A 24598-nucleotide genomic window follows, 5' to 3' on the forward strand; every position below is an offset into this window, starting at 1 on the left:
TTATTTATGATCAAATCTATGACCGGCTTTGGTGTAGCCGGCTTTGAGAATGAGCATATGGTGATCCAAGTGGAGGTTCGCTCGCTCAACTCAAAGTTTTTGGACCTTTCGGTCCGAAGCCCCCGACAATTCTCCGACAAGGAACCTGAAATCAGAAATCTGGTTCAGGGTATTCTAGATCGGGGGAAAGTCAGTGTCTCCATTGAATTTTTGGCCAAAGGAAGTCAACATCTTCCTGTCAGCATCAACGAGGATTTGTTTAAATCTTATTTTCAGGAATTCAAAAGACTTGGAGCTCTCGTCAATCAGCATCCCGCAGATTTGTTCAAATTGGCACTTCAGGCTCCAAATGTGATGATCAGTACGCCTGTAGATCGTGAAGAATCTACAGATTGGGATCAAGTCAAAGCTGTGTTGCAGGAAGCGATCATGAAGTGTGAGGAGTTTAGAAAAGACGAAGGAGAATCTTTGTATCAAAAACTGAAAGAAAGCATCCTTACCATCAGGGGAGGCTTGCAAAGAGTGCAAGAGGAAGACCCGGGTAGAAAAGAGAAGATCCAATCCCGAATCAGAGGCCATTTTTCACAATGGTTGGATGAAAACTCCTTTGATGCGAATCGTTTTGAGCAAGAGTTGATTTATTATTTTGAAAAGATCGATATCACAGAAGAAATCGTACGATTGGAAACACACTTGGATTATTTCCTAAAATCCATGGATAAGGAAGTAAATCAGGGTAAAAAGCTCGGGTTTATCAGTCAGGAGATCGGAAGAGAGATCAATACTATCGGTTCAAAGGCTAATGACGCAGAAATCCAAAAACATGTGATCTTGATGAAAGATGAGTTGGAAAAAATCAAGGAACAATCTTTAAATGTCCTCTAACTAGGGTGAGAGGTGTTTTGGAATAAGATTTTTTAACTAAAGTTTTTAACATTCTTTTAATACCTAGCTGAACATCCTATATTCCTAGTATTTATTTTTGGAATCAAACCGAAACAAGAAGTTTCGGTTTGAAAAAGGTCTCATAGTTTTTCATTGATTTTAAACTTGTGTTTTATGAAAAGTAGAATTACTCTAGTCTTCGCGTTGCTTTTTTGTGCTTTTGGTTTGGAGCTTCATGCACAGAGCCGATTGAAAATGGAGCTTTATGGTGGTCCTCAATTGATGTATCAGCGTTCTGCAGATCAGGTTCGAAATCCCCCCAATTATCATTTAGGGATTAATTGGCTGTATGGAGTTAAGGAAGATTTTCAAGTAGTACTCCAGGCCGAATCTACTCGGGCGAACTTCAATTACGATTGGTATCCAACCTTCCCCAGTACCAATCCGTCTTATAAGGCTTTTTACTATGATTCCTTCGGGAACTTCCGGCTTGGGTTGAGGAAATCTTGGGAAAAAGGATCCAAGGCCTTTTTTATTCAGCCTAACGTGGGGATAACTGTCAATAATTTCTTTGATTTTTCGGTTGCCGACTCGACTTCCTTTTTTATGGCTTCCAAAGAGTCCAGGATTGTGGGGAATCTGGGAGTGGAAGCAGGAGTCAAATTCTACACCGGGAGGAGAAATTACATTACTCTCGGTATAAGGCATCAATCCGGCCTGAATTCTTTGAATCCCGCAGAAGTTTCCTGGGGAATTCCGCAACAAAGCAGGATTTTGGTAGAGCGTTCAGGTACATATACAGGCTTGTTTGTCGGCTATGGGATTGATTTCAAAGGGAGGACAAGGGAGGAAAGGGCTGATGCTAAACTTGAAAAGCTAGATCAGAAGACAGTGCGGAGGGAGAGGGCTTGGGGAGATGGAATGTACCTTTCGATTGCCGGTGCACTCCGCTTCAGGCCAAAGTCTGAGCGAGTTCCTAACTTGGAGTTTTCGCATATTTCAGGAGCTTATCAATACGGAATCGGCTATACTATGGGTCATTTCAGTCTAGAAAGTGGATACGGGCGAATGGTGGCCTTCAATCACATTCGGATTCCAGAAGCGGTAGTTCAGACTCAGCGTGGCTATACCGTGGAGGCAATTCCGCTTCGCTTGCGATATCATAGAAATTTAGGTGACAAAAACAGACTTAGAGTAGGCGCTTCTTTTGCTGCAAATTACACCCTTGCTACCCGAGGATTGACCAATATCGGGCAAGGGGGAGGAAATGGGAATGGATTTACTGTCTATCAGATTAATAGTACTCCATTGGAGCAGACTTCCAAGGGAAAGGTATTTTTTAATGCAGGACTATTTGGGGAGATTCCTGTCTTTAATTCAGGCAAGGTTACCTTTAATTTTAGTAGAAATTTTGGAAGTCCAGCTGTAGGCAGAGAAAATATCAGTGGAATGATCTTTGGAAGTCCGGTTAATCAAGAGCTCACGGGGACTTTGGATGGCTGGATAATGGAGGTAGGGTACAAAATACCGATTGGACGATTTTTCAGGTAAATTTCCTATTGGAGGAAAAACAAACACCTCGATTTCATTCGAAATCGAGGTGTTTTAAATAGGAAACAATTAGCGCTGAATTACTGAAGTTTAAATCGGATCGGCATGGTCATTCGAGATCGCACAGGTCTGCCTCCATTTTTGCCGGGGTGCCACTTAGGAGAGTTTTCGATAACCGTAACTGCCGCCTGGTCTAGTCCTGGGCTTGCAGATCTAATTACCTCAATATCCTGAATGGATCCATCGATGTTGATGACAAACCGGAGGATTACCGTTCCTTCGATTCCCATCCGCTGCTCTTGCTTGGGGTATTTGAGGTGGGTTTTGAGATAGGTATACCAAGCTTCCATTCCTCCCACGAATGAGGCCATGACTTCTGTAAAATCGACAATTTCAGGGGCTGTTTCGATCACAGGAAGATCATCCAATATTACAGGAGGAATGGCTTGATCATTTGGGAGATCAATGTCAATAAGCGGGAAATTTTGCGGGTCAAGCTTCACCTCATTATCAATGACTTTGATCTGGGGAGGAACGACAGGAGGAGGTGGGGGTAGGGTAATGGTGATGGGTGGCACAAAATCATCTTCCCAAGCACTCATATCTCGATCCAAAGGGGTTTATCTTCATAGGCTTTCCATTCGAAAGCTGCCAAAACTGCGCTGATTGAGATCATCAATCCAAAATTGGTCAAGGTCCCTCTCCATCTTAGAAGATCCTTGTGAGGATGTTTTTTGTTTTCCATGGCTGTGAAGTTTCAGTGTATAGGAATTTAATCTTGTTTATCCTGACAACCTACTGGAGTAACAAATTTTAACTAAACAAAAAGGCGATTTCGATGAGACAAAAAAAAGACCCGAATGAATCGGGTCTTATGTTTTAGCTTAGTTTGAATCGAATCGGAAGTCTCATTCGAGTACGTACTGCACGTCCTCTTTGCTTTCCTGGCTCCCATTTCGGTGCGTTTTGTACGACTTTTACCGCTTCTTCATCGCAACCGCCTCCGATACCTCTCAAAACTTCTACGTCTTGAATGGAACCGTCAGTGTTGATTACGAATACCACGATAACAGTACCTTCTATGCCCATTCTTCTTGCTTGAGTAGGGTATTTCAAGTTTTTGGAAAGATATTCATTCCAACCTGACATACCACCAGGAGGATTAGGCTGTGTTTCTACAACGTCAAAGATTTCGTCTGCTTTTTCTTCCACTGGAGCTTCAGCAATCACTACTTCTTTGATTACGGTAGTTTCTTTTACATCCACATCGAAGTTTACTTCAATCTTCTCTTCAATCTTCACCTCATCAGGAATCTCCTCGATGATAGGCTGCTCCATTGGTGGAGGCGGCGGCGGTGGAGGTGGCTGTTCTGTGATAGGCACATCGAGCAGTTCTTCGAAATTGTCATTTACGGCACCCAGATCTTTCAGACCGCTGTCGTCATAAGACTTGTATTCGAAGGCAGCAAGTGTGAGACCTACAGCAACTGCTAGTCCAAGGTTGGTGAACATTCCCACCTTTTTGGTCAAGTCAGCACTTGGAGTCTTTTTTGCTTCCATGGCGAATTTGGTTTATACAGGTTAATCTTTTCTGATTTTAATAACAAGTGTAAGAATTATTGAAGATTAATCCAAAATGAATTTAATGGTCGGCCATTTTAAATATCCTAATAATCCTAAAATCCCCCCGATCATGTTGACGGTCATATCCATCCAATCAAAGGATCTGAAGGGGATATAATATTGGGCGGTCTCAAAAACAGCACCAATCAAAATTCCAAAGAGGAGGAAGTTGATCCAAACTCGTTTGTTCAGTCTTCCCTTATTTGATTTTTCTACTCCAATTCCACACCATAAATAAGCTTGGATAAAGAAGCAGACCAGATGAATCAGCTTGTCTTGGAGGTCAAACAGGTCGACTTCCGGAAAGCTTGTGCCAGGACTGAGCATGGCAAAAGCCAAAAGAATCAACCAAGCTATCGCAAGACCTACTCTCAAAGAAGGGCGGGCTTATTCTCCGATCAGGGCCTTGTAGGATTCTACATCCAAAAGGTCTGCCGGAAGATCACCTGTGATTTTTACTTTTACCATCCAACCACTTTCGTAAGGGGATTCATTGACCATTTCAGGGGAAGATTCCAATTCGCTGTTGAACTCAATAATTTCACCTGTGAGCGGCATGAAAAGGTCAGATACAGTTTTTACGGCTTCCACAGTACCGAAGACTTCACCTGCTTCGATGGTTTCTCCTACTGTTTCTACTTCGACGTAGACGATGTCTCCCAGTTCCTTTTGGGCAAAGTCAGTGATTCCGACTGTGGCAACATCTCCTTCAATTTTGACCCACTCGTGGTCTTTGGTGTACTTTAGATCTTGTGGAAAGTTCATATGCTAATTTTTTCAGTGTGCCAAAATTAAAAGGAATCCCATGAGATTGAAATCTATTGGGATAAATTAAATCGAAGCTGTCCCCCGAAGGCAGTGGTGGCACGTCGATAGGCAGTCGTCACCTTTGGATCATTGATGGTGCGCTCGAAATAAAAAGTCAGATTGAGGTTTTGATTGACTACATAGCTGATCGTTGGACGAAGCTGAATATTCAGGTTGCCATTGGTAACGGTAGCCTTTTCCTCGATTTTTCGCTGCACTTGTTGGGTGTCGACTATTTTGGTGTCAAGCCTCATTTGAAGGTCATTCTTTAAGATTTTTTGAGCGCCATCGATCCGGAAGGGTACCTTCATTCCTGCCTTGGTGTAGGAAAGTGTCAACCCGAAATCGTTGCTCCGTTGTTCGGTCACCTGTGAATTGGAAAAGTTAAGTCCCAAGTTGCGTTCCCGATTATAATTGACCGCAATATTCATTCGCTGTTTGGTCAAAACATCTACCCCAATAAACGGCGCGAAGCGCTCTGAGAGTACCACTTGATTTAAAACAAAGATCGGGATGAATTGCCCCTCCAAGTTTACCAAATCAGGTCTTCTCGATTGTTGAAGGGTGTTGAAGAGTTCGAGACCCTGCTGGTATTGCAGCGAATTGGAAAAGTTGCTGACATCATACGTAGAGGAGTAGGCATGGGTGATGTTAATACTGCTAAATATGTCACTTAGGCCTTTTAGTCTTGATAATCCGCGGTAGTCCAGCCTCCAGTTAGGAAGGGGAGTTTTTGGGAAGGGATTAAGGCTGGAGGTGTTGGGATCTTTACCCAAGTAGGCAGCAAGGAAAGAAGGAATGAGTACGTCTTGTCCATTGATTCCAAATTCTCCGTTTCCTCCGGCTTCACGATCCAGTCGCTGCTTGATGATGGCGCGGTTGTTTTCAAAATCGGTGAACAATTCTGAAGTATTCAATGCCCCCTCTCGTGCAAATGTGGTTCCGATCATCATCGTGGTGATGCTGTAGGACCCCATTCGATTGGGGCTAAGTGCCATGTAGTTGCCCGGCGAATCCATTGAGTTTCGGAAGATTTCGGAATAATCTCCTGTTTCCCTTTTCCTCGCTTCCAGAGTGACTCTGAAGTCCCGAATAGGCTCGGCCAATCCTGTAAACCTCAAGTTCATGGCTCTGTTTTGTTGGAAATTCTGAGTGAGTTCGGGACTCGGTGCCATATTTCCATTTTCGGCCAGGTTAAACCTTAGGTTTGGATTTTGACTGCCGAAGACAAAAGCCCACCCGGGATTACTCCATGCCCGGTCCATACCCAGGAGCCCCGTGTTAGGCATGTAGCCAGGCAAGAATGTGCCTTCGACTACGCCGTAGTTGAATGTGACTTCTTTCAGCATCATCAGGAATTTGAGCAATCCATTGCTGAAAGGTGTGCCTATGGTATCTGTCGCATTCGTTGAAGGTCTTCCCGGAATCGAAGGCCTTTTGGGTGCGTTTAGGGCCGCTAATTTTTTATTCTTATTGTAGAGTTTGACCAGATCCAGTTTTCCGGTGAGGTTTTGGTCACGGGTGTTTTGGATGACATTTCCCAACGAATCTTTTTGGCCAATAGCTCCGGTTTGCCAGGTGAAGTTGGTCAAATACCGGTAATCAGCTTGGATCCAATCTGTAAGTGGGATTTTGCTTAAAGGAAGTGAGTAATTGACCGTGACGGTGTGATTGTAATTGGTTGTTCGACCGAATCTCCAAAAGTTTGCTTTTACGGAGTCGATTTTGGCTTGGGTATCCAGATCTCCCTCAGGCTCATCTACCACTGAAAATGCCCGGGATTCAAAATCTACACGGAGGCTATTGGAAAGATCCCAGTTCACGACAAATGAGCGGTTCATAAAAAAGGACTTCTGGAAAAGCGGATCTACTCCTGAGGTGCCCAACTGATCGTTTCGGTACTGTGACCGGGTAAATCTCCGATCCACATCCATCCTTGCCAAAAACAGGGTTGGAGCCAAGTTCAAATTAAAATCCTTAATCAGCTTTAAGTAGGGACTGTTCATCCCCTCCTTTTTCTGAAGAGGAGAGATTCTCAGTTCTTTGGGTTGAAAGCTGTAAGTTATATTCCCCCGGTTGGTTTTGAAGTTATAATTCTCCAATTGGGCATTAGACTGTGTCACATTACCCACCGCATATGAAAAGGCAAGATTGGAGAGGTCATAGGGTCTGCTTGGAGATTCCGGATTCTTCTTGAGTTTTCGGACATTGTTGAAACTGATGTTTCTTCTATTAAGCTGGTCGAGGGCAATATCCCGGTAGGCGTCTTTTTCCGAATTGGTTTCAAATTTTCCCAAAGCCACCTCAAAGGGCACATCCGGATTGAGTGGGTCATATTCCGGACGGGTGGTGGCATTTTCTACCGAAAAATACATGGGGATGCTTACTCCAAGAGCCTCAGGCAGGAGCTTGTCCACTTCCACATTGGTAGAGATGTCATATTGGGTGGTGGCCTGTCGGGTTCGTTGGGAAAGCTTGGTTTCCAATCCTCCAAAGCCGATAGAGTTGTGTCTGATGGAAGCAGAAACCACTGCGATGTCCGCGATTTTGGTGTTCAAAAATGCATTCGCAGCCCAACCGTTATTTTTGGTAAATCCGGTGACCCTGAGTTCGTTGGCCCAAATACATATATTTTTGGAAGAGCCGATGCTTCCTCCCGGATTTCTCACACCGATCATCATCCCCTGCACCATACTGAGTTCAGGACGACCCACCACGGTTACTTTATATTGCCTGATGTTTTTGGAGAATGGCAAGGTAAGCGGGGATTGGGTATTGTCCCGGTCTACTTTTACGCCTACAATTTCCTGAATGGCAATATCAATTTCATTTTCTTCCGGCCACACAATCCGAGGATCATTGCTTCCCAAAGAGGAAATTTTCAGGGGAACTTCTATTTCATAATAATTGTCGGTGTAGTCAGTGCCCAATCTCAAAAATGCGGTGACTTCTCCATCTTGTGCGTCTTCACTATTGGCATGGAAAAACATTTTGATTCGCTCATACTGAACCAAATCAATGGTGAGGTTTTTGAATACAGCCCGAGCATCCCGAGGGGCTAAGTCTTCCACACAGATTCGTAGGGATTGCTCATTCAGCCTTCGCTCCACCGTAGATGTATTGTCCCTGTCCCTTCTGATCCCCGGAGGAAGTACATACGGACTTGATTTGTCACTTCCCTGTGCATTTTGCTCGATGTTGACCACATCAACGGTCACATTGGAATTGTCAGGTTCGGGGATCTCAAAGAACCCGCGTTCAAATAGGGATTCTTGAAAAACACGCCATTGGCTTCCGACCATTCGAAATTCAGCCATTCTCAACACGACCGGCTGCTGGAAATCCGTCAAGTAGGTACGAATCCAACGGATGGATTTGAATCCGGTGATATCTCCCTGCACCCGGTCAGGCTGTCTGACGGGAATCCGGAAGAGGTACCAGTTGACTTGCTCGCCTCCTTCGGTATGAGTGACTTGGTCTACGATGTAATTTTCTCCGACATTCAATTGGCCCGGTCTGAGATCGATTTCATACTCGTAATAATTTTCAAGCTCGTTGATGGTATTATCCGCATTGAGGTCTTCATTGTCGGGATTGTTTGTACCCGAGGGAGTGTAGGGCAGGCTTGGATCTGCAGAGACCGGAGTGTTTCCTTCGGTACCATTGAATTTTTTGTACCGTTCGAGGATTTTGACATCATTCTGATCGAATCTGGAATCCAGGTAATATTGGAACGCATCAGCAGATACGTCTTGCTCTATGGCATTTCGGACTGCCGGAGATACATTCAGGCGGTCCAGAAATCTACTTCTAAAGTAGTTGACTTCATCCTCATTTTTCAAACCGTCCAACCCCACATCCTGGTTGACCCGTGAAGCTGGAGAATTGTCAAAGGCAGGAATTAAAAATTGTTGTCTGGTGATTCTTCCCCATTCGTTTTGATTGGTGCTGGCAGGATCTCCGTCTGCTGGAAGTCCATTTTCGAAGGAGTGGCTTCCATCCCGCATGACATCTTCCGAGATGTCACCGAGATTGAGAAACAGTTTTCCGCCTGTGGTATTGTTTTGATTGAATATCCCATCCAAGACCCGTCCGTTTTCTCCGGGAAGGAAAGGATCCATCATCCAGAATTCGATGTATTCGATATTGGTCCGGTCAAAGTCCACTTCAGTGGTTATTGCACGGGTCACTCCACCATAGTTGAGTCTTGGGTTGGGCAATAGCCCATCCTGATTCAGATTTGGATTGTAGTTGTACATCCCTCTTTCTTGAGGGAAGAAAGCCATCTCGAATAGGGGTTGAGGGACTACAATGACGTCCCGATCCTGATTTTTGAAGATTTCCTGTGGTATTACCCTTCGGACATAGTGGTTCCTTCGGTCCTGCGAATTGATATTGGTGGGTACTCCCGGACCACCTTCCCGGTAAAAAATATTATCAATGTTATACCAAGCGAGTCTGGCTCGACGATAGGCATTTCCCAGATTGTCCTCAGTTTGATTACTCAGGTCAAATCGGTTATCCGGAGTTTTTGGAGTGGAGGCCAGTTTCCAGGTTTGATTGGCTTGAGCTCCTAAATAGAAAGGAGTAACTGCCGCCTCAAAGTCATCTATATAGGAAGCGGCATCCCCATCGACCGTGTTGGAAGTTCCGGGAATGAGATGGGCGAATTCCGCATTGAACTGCACCAGAGATTTTTCCTTGGTATTGGTAAAAGGAAGTGCGTCGGCCAGCTTGGTCAAGAAGCGCGATTCGTCATTGAAATTCACATCAAGGCCCCAAAGACTGTTTCGGAGCGTTTCGTTTCCGGTGGCGATTCTTGTCACATTGGGTCGTTCGTTGAGGTACAGGAAAGTACCTCCGATATTTAATTTTTTATTGGCCAGGTAATCCAAGCGAGTTCCGATCAGACTCCTAGTCTGAAAAGAGACCAGGTCAGCTTTTTCAAAACTCACATTGATCTGCTTACCGGATTGGAGGATGGCATCATTGATGATCACCAACCGGCCTACGTTGTAGTCTACCGTGTAATCTACTCCTTCTGTGAGCGGGATATTGCCCGCTTGGACAATGACAGAACCCGGAGCAATATTCAGTCCCGGAAGCTGAATTTCACTAGCTGAGCCAGCTGTCAGTCGGCCTTTGATGAAGAATTTGTTTAGTCGGGTGACTAGCTCAGCGTCTGCCTGTGTCGTTCGGTACAGGGTGTCATAGACATATTTGTCTTTGAGTACCAATTCGTCCGGATTGAATCTTCTGGCCAGGTTGGAACCAAAGGGCTCCAACACAGGAAATATCAACAGTCCTCGGTCCGAAAGCATCGTGATGCCTTCTACAAAATCAAAGTTGCCATCTGGAGCGGGATCGTTTTGAGGGTTGAGGTTGTCCAGTCCCGTGAGTCGGATGAGTGGTACATCCTTGACGTTTGCCCCTTCCAAAAGCGAAGGATTGTCCAGTCCGGTTCGGTCATCCCTGTAGATGATCTGAAGCTGGAAGCCGTCCCTTAAGATTTGACTGGCATTGAGACTGTAGACGTTTTTCATCATCAAGTCCCAAGTGGGCACTCTGGTATTGATTCTGGCAGGGCGGAGTAGCTTCAGGAAGATCAATTCATCTTCTCTCCGCACTTGGTAATCTTCTGTGAGTTCACCGACTTTGTAGACTTGTCCGTTGTAGGTATACTCATAGGATACCGCCAAAACCTCGTCATTTTGAAGTCTTCTAAACAGGGAAACATAGCCCAATTGGGGATTGAAAAAATATTCTCTTGGGTCAAGTTTCCTAGCTCCGTTGATTTGCTCAAAATCCACCCCTTTTCGAAGTCCAAGGCTGGATTCCATCGTTCTTGAACCGGTGTCAAAGGGGCGAAAAGATGGGTTGGAACTAATATTGGAATAGAGCTGATTGGCCTGATTAGAGGATGGACTCCCTGGGGTTCCGTTTCCGATGGCCGGGTTACTTGGATTTAAAAGAACGCGTCCTTCACCCAAGTCCATGAATGCTGCGAAATTTCGAAGAGTTTCGGTATTGGTAGCCCGGTTCATGATGTAGACCTCAACCCGGGTCACATTGACACCTGACAGCACCTGCGGCAGGCCCCGGAGCCAGCGTTCGTAGTTTTCCCGGAAGAAATGTCCGAGAAAGAAGTGCCTGTTTTCATCATATCTCGAAGCCTGAATATCAAACGACCTACCCTGACCATTGGCATCGATCACCAGATTGTCTCTTCGACCCCGTTGGGTGGAGGCTACTGCAGTTACATTGAGTTTTCCGAAACGCATCTGGGTTTTTACCCCAAAGAGATTTTGCGCACCTTGAATCAGCCGGTTTTGGACGGGCATGCTGACATTGCCGAGCTCTACGGATTGAAGAATATCTTCATCAAATCCGTCGTATTCCAGCTTCAGTTGATTCTGAAAGTCAAAGGAGTTGTTGGAGTCGAAATTGGCGCCCAATTTCATTTTCTGACCCAGATTACCATTGACAGCCATTTGGATTTGCTGTTGGAAATTGAATCCGCCGTTTTGTTGCTGACGTATCGGCAAGGTAGGATTATCCACTCTCCTGAAGATGGCCCCAAAATCCAGGTTGACATACCCCGTCGGTACAATATTGACGTCGCTTCCGCCAAAGATCCGGTCAAAAGTAGGACTTACAGTAAGCGGAGGAATGAGATTCCGGCCTTCCACGGCACTTTCTCCGTCCATTCCTCTGGCGCGGGTTCTCCAGTAATCCTGTCTTACCCGGTATTCCTGATACTGGGAAAATCGCTCAAAGTCATATTCTTGTTCATTACCCAATCTGGTCGTATCGATCTGATCTACAATGTTATACCTGAGCGTAGAGTCAATCAGAACCTGTACATTTTGATCTATCGGCGGACTGGGGATGAAGGGCGACCGAGGCGTCAAAAAAGGATTGCGATAAGGGTAAAGAGGATTTGTCCTCATATTTTGCCAAAGCAAAAATGAGGGAGAGAGTCTCCTTAAATTAAGAGAATCTGTTCGTGACCTATTTCCTGTTTCTTGTTGACCTTTGGCAGGTGATGATGCCACTAGCAAAACCAACAGAAATAAAGAAAATGTAAGATGACTCCGAGATTTCCTCCAGCAAAAAGTAACTAACTCCTGAAAGTTCAATCCAGCTTCAGATTATGGTGTCTTTAAAGATGCTTTAATTAAATCTTCTAAGGAAATTTCTCCTGTTGTTTTTTTAAGAACTTGAGCTATATTTTTTTCTGCAACAGCTCGGGGAAAACCCAAAGTAATTAAAGCCTGTAACGCCTCTTCCCGGATTTTATTACTTGATTTCAAAAATCCCAGCGGAGCAGTCAGTTCGGAGGTTGACTTTCCGATTTTGTCCTTGAGTTCCAATATTATCCGTTGAGCGGTTTTCGCTCCTATTCCTTTGACAGCCTGGATCGTACCTACATCTCCTGATAGGATGGCTTGTTCGATTTCATCCGTTGAAAGAGAAGATAAGATCATCAAACCCGTATTAGGGCCCACGCCATTGATGGAGATTAAGAGAAGAAATAATCTTTTTTCACTTTCCTCTTTAAAACCATAAAGTGTATGAGCATCTTCCTTGATATGAAGAAAAGTGAGTAGCCTGATTTGCTCTTCATCTTTGATTTTGCTGTAGGTTTGAAGAGAAATTTTCACCTGATATCCGATCCCGCCTACGTCAATGATCACGTAGGTGGGATCTTTGAATACCAATCGACCACTCAGATAGGCTATCATAAGTTCATTTCGCTGGATTGTGCATCCACTACAGCTATGGCTACCATATTCACAATCTCTCTGATGGAGCTTCCCAGTTGAAGAATATGGACTGGTTTGTTCATGCCCAACAGGATTGGGCCGATGGCCTCGGCATTACCGAGTTCTGCCAACAGTTTGTAAGCAATGTTGGAGGAGGCCAAATCTGGGAAAATCAAGGTATTGACTGCTTTGTCTTTGTGTGCCAAGGCAGAGAATGGGTAGATTTCCCGTTGGATTTCCTGATTGAGGGCAACATTTGCCTGCATTTCACCTTCGATGACCAAGTCGGGATATTTTGCTTTGGCCAGGGCTGTTGCTTTGGCCATTTTGGCAGGAATATCACCTTGAGCGGATCCAAAATTGGAGTAGGACAAAAGCGCAATTCGAGGCTCCATGTTGAAAAACTTCACCGCGTTGGCGGTAAGGCCAATGATATCCACCAATTCCTCGGCAGTCGGATTGAGATTGACGGTGGCATCGGCAAAGAAATAAGGGCCTCTCGGGGTGTTCATGATATACATCCCCGCTACTCGATTGACCCCTTTGTTTACCCCGATAGTCTGGAGTGAAGGCAAAATCGTTTTTGGATAATCTCTTGTGAGACCTGAAATAAAGGCGTCTGCATCTCCGGTTTCGACCATCAATGCTCCGAAATAATTCCGTTCTCTGACCAAGCGATTAGCATCATAAATGGTCATTCCTTTTCGCTGACGCTTTTTATATAGGAATTTTCCGAATTTTTCAATTCGACCATGTTCCTCAACCGGGTCGATAATGGTCACATGGGCAAGATCTAAGGAGTTTTCTGCAATCAGCCCCAAGATTTTTTCCCGATTTCCCAAAAGGATGGGGATTGCAATTTTTTCGTCTCTGAGAATTTGAGCCGCTTTGAGGATTTTTAGATTGTCGGCTTCTCCAAATACTACACGTTTTGGATCTTTTTTGGCCCGGCCAATGACGATGGACATGAGCCTTTGGTCGATTCCTATTCGTTTCTGGAGTTCAAGTTCATAGGATTCCCAATCTTTGATTTCCTTTTTGGCTACACCCGAATCGATAGCCGCCTTGGCTACAGCTGGGGCAATCGTCGTGATTAGCCTTGGATCTACAGGCTTTGGGATCAGGTACAATCTGCCAAATGCAAGATTGTTTTCACCATAAGCCTTGTTGACAATTTCAGGAACAGGCTCTTTGGCCAGTTTGGCAATAGCCTTTGCAGCCGCCAGTTTCATCGCCTCATTGATGACTGTCGCTCTTACGTCCAGTGCTCCTCTGAATATGTAAGGGAATCCAAGTACATTGTTGACTTGATTGGGATGATCAGATCGTCCGGTCGCCATGATTACGTCTTTTCGCGCAGCAATAGCTGCATCATAGCTGATTTCCGGATCGGGATTGGCCAATGCAAAGACGATTGGATCAGGAGCCATGCTCTTGATCATTTCTTCGGAAATGATATTACCTGCGGAAAGTCCCAAAAACACGTCAGCTCCCGGCAAAGCTTCAGCAATGGAATAAATGTCCAAATCGGTCGCAAACTCCCTATGAATATCAAGGAGACCCTCACGGTCGGCACGAATCACCCCATCTTTGTCACAGACAATGATGTTTTCTTTTAGGACACCCAGGCTGACATAAAATCTCAAACAAGAGATCGCTGCTGCTCCGGCTCCACTGACCACCAGTTTGATATTTTCAATTTTCTTCTCGACCAGTTCTAAAGCGTTGAGCAAGGCCGCTCCAGAAATAATCGCCGTGCCGTGCTGATCATCGTGCATGACCGGGATTTTCATTTGCTGCTTTAGCGTCTGCTCGATTTCAAAGCATTCAGGAGCCTTGATGTCCTCTAGATTGATTCCACCAAAGGTGGGTTCCAGAGATTTGATAATTTGAATCAGTTTTTTGGGATCTTTTTCATCGATTTCAAGATCAAAGACATCAATTCCCGCGAACTTCTTAAAAAGTACCCCCTTACCTTCCATCACCGGCTTGGAAGCCTCTGGTCCGATATCTCCAAGTCCGAGTACTGCAGTTCCGTTTGAAATTACGGCAACGAGGTTTCCCTTTGCGGTGTATTTATAAATGTTTTCGCTATCAGCGGCTATTTCTTTACAAGGCTCAGCTACACCGGGTGAATACGCCAAAGCCAAATCAATCTGACTGGAAACGGGTTTGGAAGGGATTACTTCAATTTTGCCGGGTGATCCTTGGCTATGGTAGTTAAGGGCGTCCTCTCTTCTTATTTTAATCGCCATAAATGGATTGTTATACTGGGTCTATGCACCTTGGTTTTCCGACCAACTCACATTGGTATTCAAAAGTATGGTTTGGACTTCCCGAAGCGCATCACGATGGACTTCATTGGGGAAATAAACAAAGCCTTCCATGTAGTAGAGCTTCCCTTTTTTCTCGTCGATCATCAAATACCCGAGGTAAGTTCCACCCATGCTGATGTTATTGGTTTTCCAGGTGCCTCTTATTTCAATGGTAAAATTATCATTAATCACCATGTTTCTGAAGGAGGGCGGGATTTGTTTTTCGCTTGTCATGAAAGATTGAGGGACATCAGGATCTCCAAAAATGTGTTTTCCTGCTACGGAATCTCTCATTTTCAGGATGTTTTCAGGAAAAGTCTGCTCTTCAGATAAGTAATCAGTCTCATAAAAAAACAAACTGATATCCGGCCTTCTTTCGGTCGGAGAGGGTTGTCTCAACCACAAAAAGCTCTTTTCTGACTTGGCGATTTGGTAGGAAACCGGAGGCATGATCTCAATTCCCAGGTTTTGTTTGGCTTCATTTTGGGCAGCGGCATTTTTACGGGCAAGTAAGCCTTTTTCCAACCGGCCTCTTTCCCTAACCTCAAAGAGGTTCTGAAGGCGATCTTTGTTTTTTCTCAAATTAGAGATCAATTCTTCTTCCGTGTTTCCAAAAAGGTAAAGCACTTCTTGGCCCTGGGCGTATTCATCCTCCATTCGAAGCGAGTATATGGTAGGATCCGCAGCAGCTTTTTCTTTGGACTCTTTGGTGAATTGGGCATTGATCACCTGACTTCCTCCGCTTCTGTCATCAAAGGTGGTGACGTAGATCAGGTTGGTATACATCTTTAGCATTCGGGTCATGGCTCTTGGGTCCACCCGGTGAACCTTGAACATGGGCTCTGACCGGAACATGCCGGGGAGATCTGCTTCAAATATGCCCCTTAATTCCTCCCCGACGGGTCCTGCCCATTTGGTAGAGTCTATGGCCAGGACAATTTCTCCGATAGAGCCTCGTGCTTTGGGCTTGGATCCACTGAGTTTTTCTTTGGTTTCCTCGCTACAAGCAAAGGTGAATAGTGTCAAAAGTACAAGAATGAAGGAGGTGTAGGTTGCTTTCATGGGAATCCGATTTTTGAGAAGGATTTTGTGGAATTGAAGTGAGGCTGCGAGTTCTTCTTAAAAAGATTCGATGGAAACAAAGAACTCAAGCCAATTTGGCTCAGCCGATGATCAAGCGTTGCCCGGGTTTTATGTTATTGGTATTCAGATTATTCAGGCGCTTGATTTGCTCAACAGAAAGGGAATGCTTTTGGGAAATAATCCAAAGTGAATCCCCGGGTTTTACAGTGTAGGTTTTTGGGCCTGAAGAATTGGTGTTTTCGGCCAAACTTCGATTGGGTGAAGCGGTAGATGGCTGTGATTTTCCAGAATAGATGTAGAGCGTTTGGCCTACTTTGATCAGATTGGAATTCAAATTATTCCATTCCTTTACCTGGGTCACTGAGACGCCATGGCGGGAAGCAATGGAGCCCAAGACATCCCCGGATTTGACCTGATAAGTGATTCTGTTTCCACTTATCGCTTTTTCTACCGGTGTGACTTCAATCAATTGGGAAGAGGCCAAAAGTACATTGTTCGGCTTATTGCCAAGGGAATCACTGATCCAAGCCAAATTTTCCTTCAAGAATATGGATTTTGTTTTGGGAACGCGAATAGCCATGGACCGGTTGGACTCAGGTACGCTTCTGTGTTTGATAGATGGATTGAGCTCTTCGAGATCTTTCAGGCACAAATCAGTCAATTCTGCCAACTTTTCAAGGCTAAAGGCCCGATCAAATCGAACCTTGTCATAATCAATCGGATAGGTAGGCTCTTCCAGAATCAGATTGTGCTCTTCGAGATGATTCAGGATATAGAGCATGGCCTGAAACTGTGGGACATAGCTTCGGGTTTCTTTTGGCAGATAGTCATAAATGCCCCAAAAAGTAGTTTTCCCTCCAGATCTTCTGATGGCTTTTCTGACATTGCCCGGCCCACAATTGTATGCAGCCAAGGCCACTTCCCAATTGCCAAACATCCGATAGAGGGATTTCAGGTACTTAGCGGCTGCATCCGTGGACAGTTCTGGGTCCATTCGGTCGTCGATTTCAGAGTTGACGTGCATGCCATACATCCGCCCTGTAGCCGGCATAAACTGCCAAAGACCCATTGCTCCAACCCGAGATTTGATCTGAGGATCCAATCCCGATTCAATGATGGAGAGGTATTCAATATCGGTGGGCATTTCATGTTTGAGTAAGGTCTCTTCAAACATCGGGAAGAATTTATCCTTCCTAGCCAGCACCATTTTGGTGTAATCGCGATTTCTGACGGTGAAGTATTGGATAAAGGAGAAAATCCGGTCGTTCAATTCAAATGGCATCCCGGTTTGCATGGCTTTGATTCGTTTGGCCACTTGGTCATAGGTGAAATCCGGAATGTACTCGTAATGGTAATTGGGTAAAAGTTCTTCAAAAATAGTGTTGGCGGCCTCAAGAGGCTCTTCCTGTGAAAAAGCTTGGTGCAGAGGTAACAGGCAGGATATCAGGGCTGGTACGACTATTCTGGACAAAGACTTTTTCATTTTTTCGGGTTTTAAGAGGTCAACTCGGTCAGGTAATTACTGAATGCATAAAGCTCAGCTTCTTTGAAGGAATTGGCAATTATTTGCAGTCCGATAGGCATTCCAGATTTGTCTTTGCCGTTGGGAAGGGAAATTGCCGGTACTCCGGATACCGAAGCCTGTACCGTGAATAAATCTTCCAAGTACATGGCTACAGGATCGCCGCTATGCTCTCCAAACTTAAACGCTGTAGATGGCGTAGTCGGCATAATAATATAGTCAAATTCATTTAAAAGATTCTCGGTATACTCTTTTATTAATCTTCTGACCTTCTGAGCTTTGGTAAAATAGGCGTCGTAATAGCTGGCAGACAGGACAAAGGTCCCGAGCATAATTCTCCTTTTGACTTCTTCTCCAAATCCCTCGCTTCGGGTGAGTTTATACATGGATTCCAAATTATGGGCATTTGAAGATCTGTATCCATATTTTACCCCGTCAAAGCGAGACAAGTTTGAACTGGCTTCAGCAGTAGTTAAAATGTAATAGGTAGGAAGCGCATATTTCAAAAGGGGGAACTCCACCGCTTTAACTTCATGCCCTTCGGATGTTAATTTTTCCAAAACCTGTATCGTATTTTCTCTGATTTCGGATTGTAAGGCTGGAGAGTCCAAGGTTTCTTTGATAAAAGCTACTTTGGCTTTTTTCTCGAAGTGTAATAATTCACTGTAATGAAAAACCGGTTTGCGGGAAGAAGTACTGTCAAATTCATCATGACCGGCCATTATCTCCATCACCAGCGCGTTGTCTTTCACGGTGTTTGAAAAAATACCGATGGTATCAAAAGAAGAAGCATAAGCGATCAATCCCCAACGGGAAACCCGAGAATAGGTCGGCTTCATACCAATTACTCCTGTAAAGGCAGCCGGTTGTCTGACCGAACCTCCGGTATCCGTGCCTAGAGATACGGTGCATAAATTGGCTTGAACTGCCACAGCCGATCCACCTGAAGAACCTCCTGGTACCTTGGATTCGTCCAGCGCATTGAGCACTTTTCCATGGGCAGAGTTTTCGTTGGAACTTCCCATGCCAAATTCATCACAGTTCAAGCGTCCGATGATGATGGCATCCTCATCGATCAACCGTTGTACGGCGGTAGTAGTGAATTGGGAAATGTATCCTTTCAGGATGTTGGAGGAGGCATGGGAGGCATGTCCGGCATAGTTGAGGACATCTTTGATTCCGATGACCATTCCGGCGAGTTTGCCGGCTTTGCCTTTGGCAAGTTTTTCATCGATTCGCTCAGCCTGTTGGAGAGCAGACTGGGCATAAACTTCGACGAAGGCGTTGAGATGCGCCTTCGTCCGGATGTTTTCAAGGTAATGGTTGACGATTGCTCGGCAATCCGTTTCTTTCTTTTCGAGCGTTTTTTTGATTTCGTCGAATGAACTAAATTTTTCCAATGTCAATTGGCTTTCGGGATTACTTCTTTTTGTCTTTCAGCCCATCTTCAAGATCGTTCTGAATTTCTTTGGTAGCATCTTTGAATTCTCTGATGCCACGACCCAGACCGCGGGCCAATTCAGGGATCCTTTTAGCACCAAACAGGAGGAGGATGACGAGGATGATCAAGATCAAAGAACCTCCGCCCATGTTTTGAATGAAACCTAATGTAGTCATGATGGTGTGTGTTTAAGGATATACAGGATTACAAAGATACAACTGTCGACCGCTTGACAAAGGTTCATGGCCTTGGCAGTTAATCTTTTTTATGAACGTACGAATTTTTTGCCTATTTGGACGTAATCCATGTGGAAGGGTCCATGATCTGTAGTCCTTTCCAAGTTTGGAAGTGTACCTCTGATACACCCTCTGCATTGGTCGCTACTTGTCCGATTACTTCTTTGGCTTTTACATTTTGACCTGCCTTTACCGAAATGGACTTGAGGCGGCTATACATGGTGAAATATTCCCCGTGCTTGATGATCAGCGTGTTTCCGTATCCTGGAATAGTGGTGATCTTGGTAACCACGCCGTCAAATACAGCCCTGACGTTGGAGTTGGGCTGGGTTCGGATATCTATTCCGTCACTTTCCAGCGTGATCCCTTTCAGGGTTGGGTGAGGGTAGGTTCCATATCCCAAGGCGATAAATCCGGTTTCCACCGGCCAAGGAAGTTTCCCTTTATTACCTGCAAACGAGCTGGAGAGGGCAGCCGCTTCCGGTGTCATGGGCATGGAAGTTCCAGCCTTTTTGGTACTGGTTGAGTTTTCTATTTTCGCGGCTGCCTCTGCCAGGCGAATTTCCTCTTCAATGGCAGCTTTGATCATTCGATTGAGCTGCTCCTGTTGTTTTTTGGTGGCAGCAATCTGTCTTTGAATGTCACGCTCTTTTTTGGAAAGGGTATTAACCAAGCCCTGCTGCTCTTTTCGCATCTGCTCCAGTTTTTCCTTTTCCGCTTTTTCTTCAGCCAATACCTTCACTTTATCCTGTTTTCGTTCATCCAACAATACCCGTTGGTTGGCGAGGTCGGCGCTGAGTTTTTCGATTTGAGCTGCTTGTTGTTTTCGGCTGTCACTATACTGCTTGAGATACTTTAGTCTCATGTACAGCTGATTGAAATTGGAGGAACTAAATACAAAACCGATGATGGATAATCCCCGGTTTAGCTTGGAGGAGTTGTAGATCATTCGGGAATATTCCGCTTTGAGATCTTTCAGCTGAAGTTCGAGGGCAGAGATCTTATTTTCCGTTTCCGTTATTTCGCTATTGATCAATTTCACCTCTCGGTCAATGGTATTGACAAGTCGATTTTGGCTTTGAAATTGTCGGGTCAGCGCGTTTAGCTCCCCGATGGAGGTTCTCTTGGTGGCTGTCGTTTGCTTCAGGATCGCATCAAATTCCTTCAATCGACTTTGGACCTCTATTTTTTCCCGTTCTAATTCTTCCCTTGTTTTCTTTACTTGTGAATAGGAAGAAGCAGAAATTATCAGGCAAGTAAAAAATAAGAAGAGGCTGGATATTCTTCTCATGGGTTAAAATCGGAATGGAAAACTTAAGTTGCCGGAATTGGGATCAATGGATGTCCAATTGACGTGGATTCGGGTATTCTGACTTCCCTCTGGGAGTTGAAATGCAATTTTGAACAAAACTTCTACAGGAAAGGGCTGGGAATTGATATCCTGAAACTTTGGGAAACTTGCCAATACCGTCCCACGATCATCCAGAGAATTGCTGGAAAACTCGGAAACTTTGCCGTGGCTGGTTTCTACCTTGGTGAAATAACGAACATTGTCCCGCACCTGTGTCAATTCAAATTTTCTTCCAATCCTCACCAGTCGATCTTCATAAGTGACCGAATAGGGAATATTGGCCCAGATGACATTTTGGAATAATTCCAGCGACAATTTCAACCCATAAAGCCGTTCAAACTCCAAATAGGTCATATTGACATCGTCCTTCCCCATTCGGTCTCTGATTTGGATTTTATCTTGGGTGAAAAGCCCACGAATGGCTTCCATCCCCATTCCCGGAGACATGGTAAACCACAGCACACTGTCTTTTTTTGCACGTAGGCTGAGGGTGCCACGGGTGGTTTTTCCCGATTCCTCCTCAATGACGATTTTTGCTTTGGCGCTGAGGTAATCATACTTTGCTTCAAGCGGGGCGAACTCGTCCATTTTTCCGTCTCCTTCAAAGAGCACTACTTTTCGGCTACAACCTACCATTGCGAGTAGGCAGACCACAATCCATCCTGAAAAAAATTTATTCATGGTATTTTCCTTCTTTAATTTTTCGCTCCAATTGATCCGAAGCCTCTGAAGATCCCTCTGCTTTTTTCCACCAAGCTATAGCCTCCTGGATTTTGCCCAGATGGTATAAAATGTCTCCGTAATGCTCCAGCATGACTCCGCTGGGTTCTTTTTCATTTTGTATCGCCTGATCCATATAGGTGTAGGCTTCCTGGTAATTCCCCATCTGGAACAGAACCCAAGCATAAGTATCCAAAAAGGTGGCGTTTTTAGGATTTTTTTTGACGACCTTCTCGGCCATGGTTTTGGCTTTTTCCAGTTCTCTCTTTTCCAACGACAGAAAGTAGGCGTAATTATTCAATACCTGATCATCGTTGGGGTTGAGCTTCAGCGCTTTTTCGAAATTGACAAAAGCAGAATCTTTCTGGCCAAGATTGTAGAGGCTATTTCCCAAAGAGCCAAAGCTAACCTGAGCTAATTGAGGGTTTTTTCCTGCATTGAGCTCCAAGGCTCTTTCCAGCGAAACTACGGCCAAAGAGTCTTTTTTTCTGGCCGATTTGACCACTCCGTCATAAAACCAAAACTCAGGAGCGTTTGGAAATTCATCCACCCCCATGGTAGTAAAGGTTTCCAATTCCTCAAAATTGGCATTTTCACCAAACGAACTGAGAATTACCTCCTCGAGCACAGGTGCGTTTTTAGGCTGGATAGCCAAGGACTTTTTGAAATAATCCAAGGCTTGAGCCAGGTTGTTTTCTGCTTTTCTTCGCTCTCCTAATGCGGCCAAAACATAGGCATCATTGGGATTGACTTCGGTCAGAATGGATTCCAATCGGTCCAGAAGAGCTTCCCGATCTGAGGTTTTTATCTCTCTTAAAATAGATTGGTAAGTCTTTGACTTTACCTCAGGATCCAAATCAGGACTTTGGAAAGCGCGGAAAAGGTAATGGTGGGATTCTTCTACCCGGTTTTTTTCTTTGAGCAGGGTGTAGGCCGCCATTTGGAGTTCGGCTTGGTCAGGATAGCGTTGAATCTCCTCCATGACCAAGTTCAGGGCATCTTCCAATTTGGCATTGTTATAAAGAACCTCTACCAAATTGAGGACATAATTGGGGTTTCCGGGAAAAGCATCAATCAGCTTGTGACCTTCTTCGATCGCTTTGGGCAGGTTGTCTTTTCTGAGGTATATGCGCTGTTTCTGAACCGTGAAAGGTTCACGGATTCCATAGTAATCTTCGGCTCTGTCAAGCACTACCAAAGCTTTGTCAAATTCATTGGCATTGAGGTAGATGGATGCCAGGTCCAAATTATACTGTTGGTTTTTGTCAGACTCTGAAGTGAGTCTGTCCAATATTTCCGCTGCTTTGAGGGGTTGCTTGAGGTTGGAATAAATTTCCGCCACCATCAAAGCATAATATTTATTGTCCGGGTCTTTGTCTACTGCCTTCTCGGCAAAGGGGAGTGCCTTTTCTGCCTGATTTGATCGGATCAAAACCTCGGCAATCTTGTAGGAAATCGCCGGTTCTTCGGGAGATAATTCGAGGGATTTCTGAAGGTAAAAATAGGATTTGTCTAAATCTCCCAAGACAAGCGCTTTTTCTCCTTCAATAAAATACCGCGTGGCTTTTACCTGATTTTCTTGGGCTTTGCTTGGTTTTTTTGAAAGCTTCGCCTGGGATAAACCATCGAATGGATTACCTATGAGGAGAGTAGAAAGAAGTAGAAAGGGAATTAATCTCACTGAATTGGGGAATTGCAACACCGAGTCACAAACATAATGCCTTTTGTTTAAAAAGGCTGAACTAATCCCGAATACGGACGGATGAGCGGAGGGTTTCTAATCCTTAGTGGTTTCTGGAGAAAAGTGCCTTCAGGTGGCCTCTTTCCATAAAGATCACTATTCCCAGAAAGATCAAAATGCAGCAATTCTTGACAAAAAAATCGATCACTTGATTGTCTGTTTCCCAGAAAAAACCAACATAACTCATTCCAAAAGCGAGGAGTAAATAGAAACCTCCTTTGACTGTTTGATAGGGAATAGGATAAAATTTTTGGCCATACCAAAAGCATGTTACTGTCATGACCAAATAGCAGGCTAGGGTACTCAAGGCACCTCCCATAAATCCCCACATCGGTACCAATCCAACGATCACCACGACACTTACCAAAGCTCCAATGAACGTAATCCAGAAGCTGTAACTTGTTTTATCTGTGATTTTAAACCAAATCGATAAATTAAAATAGACTCCCAGCAACAGGTATCCCATCAGCAGAACGGGAACAATGAAGAATCCCATAGCGTAGTCTTCTCCTTTTAAAAAGGTTGGTCCAATCCAGAATAGATTCACAGAAATGGCCACCATCAGCAGGGAGCAGAAAATGATAAAGACATGCATTACTTTGGCATAGAGCTGTGGGGAATTTTTGTCTGATGACTGTCGGAAAAAGAAAGGTTCGGCTGCGTATTTGAATGCCTGAATAACCAGATTCATCAGAATGGCCAATTTGAAATTGGCTCCAAAAATCCCTGCTGCTTCCCGAGAAGTCATTCCCTGAAAGTAATTCTCAGGAAGGATGTATTCAAACAGCAATCGGGAAACCAGTTCGTTGGTGACTCCTGCCAGTCCCATAAACAGGAGCGGGAGTGAATACTTCCACATGGGACGGATGATTTCCTTTTCCAGGGAAAATCTGAAAAATCCAGCTCTCCACCAGACGTATGGAATAATCAGACCATTGGCCAATAAATTAGAGAGAAGAATGTATTCCACTCCCCAATCAGATTGAAATCCCAAGAAATCTGCTTGAAGTACTCCTTCATTGATCCAGACAGGAATCCAAACGATGAGGAGTAAATTGAAGACAACATTAAGCAGGATGTTGATCAGCTTGGCTCCTGCAAAAGCCATAGCCCGATTTTCCAGCCTGAGCTTTGCAAAAGGAATGGCTAAAAGGGCATCGAAAGAAAGGATCAAGGCAGTCCACTTGAAAAGATATGCCTGTCCCGGGTAATTCATGGTCTCTGCGAGCCATGGCGCCAAAAGGTAAATGGATGAACCCAGAAAAAGTGTAGAGGTAAGTAGAAGCGACTGGGAATTATGGTAGACTTGATCCGGATTTAGATTTTTTCCGGTCGAAAAGCGGAAAAAAGCCGTTTCCATACCATAAGTAAAAACAATGTTCAGAAAGCCAATCAATGCATAGATGCCTGTAAAAGCTCCAAGAGCTTCTTTGTCCAGATAAGCCGTGTAAACAATGATCAACAAAAAGTTGATGGACCGGCCCAGAATACTGCTCAGTCCATAAATGGCCGTTTGACCGGCGAGTTTTTTTAATTGGCTCATGGAGTGGAAAGAGA

Annotated in this window: 18 protein-coding genes; 2 read left to right on the forward strand and 16 right to left on the reverse strand. The window is 44.6% G+C overall.

The annotated features are described in order from the left end of the window. The first annotated feature begins 6 nt into the window (after window positions 1–6). Both CLV31_RS05720 and CLV31_RS05725 read left to right on the forward strand, forming a co-directional pair. A complete protein-coding gene (locus CLV31_RS05720) occupies window positions 7–885 on the forward strand; it encodes a YicC/YloC family endoribonuclease (RefSeq protein ID WP_111391925.1) in 879 nt (292 codons plus the stop codon). A gap of 174 nt (window positions 886–1059) precedes the next feature. Then, a complete protein-coding gene (locus tag CLV31_RS05725; protein WP_111391926.1) occupies window positions 1060–2436 on the forward strand; it encodes a hypothetical protein in 1377 nt (458 codons plus the stop codon). A gap of 80 nt (window positions 2437–2516) precedes the next feature. Here the strand turns inward: CLV31_RS05725 and CLV31_RS05730 are convergent, their stop codons facing one another. From CLV31_RS05730 to CLV31_RS05800, 16 genes are all read right to left on the reverse strand, one after another. Further along, window positions 2517–3038, reverse strand: coding sequence for an energy transducer TonB (locus tag CLV31_RS05730; RefSeq protein WP_111391927.1), 522 nt, complete (start codon window positions 3036–3038; stop codon window positions 2517–2519). Beyond that, the gene (locus tag CLV31_RS21805; RefSeq protein ID WP_181452579.1) at window positions 3035–3181 is read right to left on the reverse strand and encodes a hypothetical protein; all 147 of its coding nucleotides are present in this window, start codon (window positions 3179–3181) and stop codon (window positions 3035–3037) included. The genes CLV31_RS05730 and CLV31_RS21805 overlap by 4 nt, the downstream gene beginning before the upstream one ends. A 134-nt stretch (window positions 3182–3315) precedes the next feature. Next, window positions 3316–3996 (reverse strand): energy transducer TonB, encoded by a 681-nt coding sequence (locus CLV31_RS05735; protein WP_111391928.1) that lies wholly within the window; start codon window positions 3994–3996, stop codon window positions 3316–3318. Between the two features lie 66 nt (window positions 3997–4062). Beyond that, on the reverse strand, window positions 4063–4434 hold the full coding sequence (locus CLV31_RS05740; protein WP_146250870.1) for a VanZ family protein: 372 nt from the start codon (window positions 4432–4434) through the stop codon (window positions 4063–4065). Between the two features lie 12 nt (window positions 4435–4446). Next, entirely contained in the window at window positions 4447–4824 is a 378-nt protein-coding gene (gene gcvH, locus CLV31_RS05745; RefSeq protein ID WP_111391930.1) for a glycine cleavage system protein GcvH, read from the reverse strand. A gap of 53 nt (window positions 4825–4877) precedes the next feature. Further along, window positions 4878–11816, reverse strand: coding sequence for a T9SS outer membrane translocon Sov/SprA (gene sov / locus CLV31_RS05750; RefSeq protein ID WP_111391931.1), 6939 nt, complete (start codon window positions 11814–11816; stop codon window positions 4878–4880). Between the two features lie 201 nt (window positions 11817–12017). Then, complete coding sequence (gene ruvA / locus CLV31_RS05755) at window positions 12018–12611, reverse strand: Holliday junction branch migration protein RuvA (RefSeq protein WP_111391932.1); 594 nt, start codon at window positions 12609–12611, stop codon at window positions 12018–12020. After that, window positions 12608–14887, reverse strand: coding sequence for an NADP-dependent malic enzyme (locus tag CLV31_RS05760; protein ID WP_111391933.1), 2280 nt, complete (start codon window positions 14885–14887; stop codon window positions 12608–12610). The genes ruvA and CLV31_RS05760 overlap by 4 nt, the downstream gene beginning before the upstream one ends. 21 nt (window positions 14888–14908) lie before the next feature. Beyond that, window positions 14909–16009 carry a DUF4837 family protein gene (locus CLV31_RS05765; RefSeq protein WP_111391934.1) on the reverse strand — a complete coding sequence of 367 codons (1101 nt, stop codon included), beginning with the start codon at window positions 16007–16009 and terminating at the stop codon, window positions 14909–14911. Window positions 16010–16109: 100 nt separating this feature from the next. Further along, entirely contained in the window at window positions 16110–17513 is a 1404-nt protein-coding gene (locus tag CLV31_RS05770; protein WP_111391935.1) for a lytic transglycosylase domain-containing protein, read from the reverse strand. A gap of 11 nt (window positions 17514–17524) precedes the next feature. Further along, complete coding sequence (gene gatA / locus CLV31_RS05775) at window positions 17525–18952, reverse strand: Asp-tRNA(Asn)/Glu-tRNA(Gln) amidotransferase subunit GatA (RefSeq protein ID WP_111391936.1); 1428 nt, start codon at window positions 18950–18952, stop codon at window positions 17525–17527. Window positions 18953–18971: 19 nt separating this feature from the next. Continuing rightward, the gene (tatA, locus tag CLV31_RS05780) at window positions 18972–19169 is read right to left on the reverse strand and encodes a twin-arginine translocase TatA/TatE family subunit (RefSeq protein WP_026951369.1); all 198 of its coding nucleotides are present in this window, start codon (window positions 19167–19169) and stop codon (window positions 18972–18974) included. Between the two features lie 112 nt (window positions 19170–19281). Next, a complete protein-coding gene (locus CLV31_RS05785; protein ID WP_111391937.1) occupies window positions 19282–20520 on the reverse strand; it encodes a murein hydrolase activator EnvC family protein in 1239 nt (412 codons plus the stop codon). A 3-nt stretch (window positions 20521–20523) separates the two neighbouring features. Then, window positions 20524–21261, reverse strand: a complete 738-nt coding sequence (locus CLV31_RS05790) for a DUF4292 domain-containing protein (protein ID WP_111391938.1) — start codon at window positions 21259–21261, stop codon at window positions 20524–20526. Continuing rightward, window positions 21254–22981, reverse strand: coding sequence for a tetratricopeptide repeat protein (locus CLV31_RS05795; protein ID WP_245943331.1), 1728 nt, complete (start codon window positions 22979–22981; stop codon window positions 21254–21256). Before CLV31_RS05795 ends, CLV31_RS05790 begins: the two co-directional genes overlap by 8 nt. A gap of 103 nt (window positions 22982–23084) precedes the next feature. Next, window positions 23085–24584 carry a lipopolysaccharide biosynthesis protein gene (locus tag CLV31_RS05800; RefSeq protein WP_111391940.1) on the reverse strand — a complete coding sequence of 500 codons (1500 nt, stop codon included), beginning with the start codon at window positions 24582–24584 and terminating at the stop codon, window positions 23085–23087. Window positions 24585–24598: the final 14 nt, after the last annotated feature.

The organism is Algoriphagus aquaeductus (assembly GCF_003253485.1).
In the GTDB taxonomy this organism is placed as follows: Bacteria; Bacteroidota; Bacteroidia; order Cytophagales; family Cyclobacteriaceae; genus Algoriphagus; species Algoriphagus aquaeductus.

Bases quoted from the DNA above. Each gene is read 5' to 3' on its own strand.
- CLV31_RS05725 (WP_111391926.1), top strand. From the start codon at position 1,060: ATGAAAAGTAGAATTACTCTAGTCTTCGCGTTGCTTTTTTGTGCTTTT.
- sov (WP_111391931.1), bottom strand. From the start codon at position 11,816: ATGAGGACAAATCCTCTTTACCCTTATCGCAATCCTTTTTTGACGCCT.
- CLV31_RS05760 (WP_111391933.1), bottom strand. From the start codon at position 14,887: ATGGCGATTAAAATAAGAAGAGAGGACGCCCTTAACTACCATAGCCAA.
- gcvH (WP_111391930.1), bottom strand. From the start codon at position 4,824: ATGAACTTTCCACAAGATCTAAAGTACACCAAAGACCACGAGTGGGTC.
- CLV31_RS05730 (WP_111391927.1), bottom strand. From the start codon at position 3,038: ATGAGTGCTTGGGAAGATGATTTTGTGCCACCCATCACCATTACCCTA.
- tatA (WP_026951369.1), bottom strand. From the start codon at position 19,169: ATGACTACATTAGGTTTCATTCAAAACATGGGCGGAGGTTCTTTGATC.
- CLV31_RS05785 (WP_111391937.1), bottom strand. From the start codon at position 20,520: ATGAGAAGAATATCCAGCCTCTTCTTATTTTTTACTTGCCTGATAATT.
- CLV31_RS05790 (WP_111391938.1), bottom strand. From the start codon at position 21,261: ATGAATAAATTTTTTTCAGGATGGATTGTGGTCTGCCTACTCGCAATG.
- CLV31_RS21805 (WP_181452579.1), bottom strand. From the start codon at position 3,181: ATGGAAAACAAAAAACATCCTCACAAGGATCTTCTAAGATGGAGAGGG.
- CLV31_RS05800 (WP_111391940.1), bottom strand. From the start codon at position 24,584: ATGAGCCAATTAAAAAAACTCGCCGGTCAAACGGCCATTTATGGACTG.
- CLV31_RS05765 (WP_111391934.1), bottom strand. From the start codon at position 16,009: ATGAAAGCAACCTACACCTCCTTCATTCTTGTACTTTTGACACTATTC.
- CLV31_RS05770 (WP_111391935.1), bottom strand. From the start codon at position 17,513: ATGAAAAAGTCTTTGTCCAGAATAGTCGTACCAGCCCTGATATCCTGC.
- CLV31_RS05735 (WP_111391928.1), bottom strand. From the start codon at position 3,996: ATGGAAGCAAAAAAGACTCCAAGTGCTGACTTGACCAAAAAGGTGGGA.
- ruvA (WP_111391932.1), bottom strand. From the start codon at position 12,611: ATGATAGCCTATCTGAGTGGTCGATTGGTATTCAAAGATCCCACCTAC.
- CLV31_RS05720 (WP_111391925.1), top strand. From the start codon at position 7: ATGATCAAATCTATGACCGGCTTTGGTGTAGCCGGCTTTGAGAATGAG.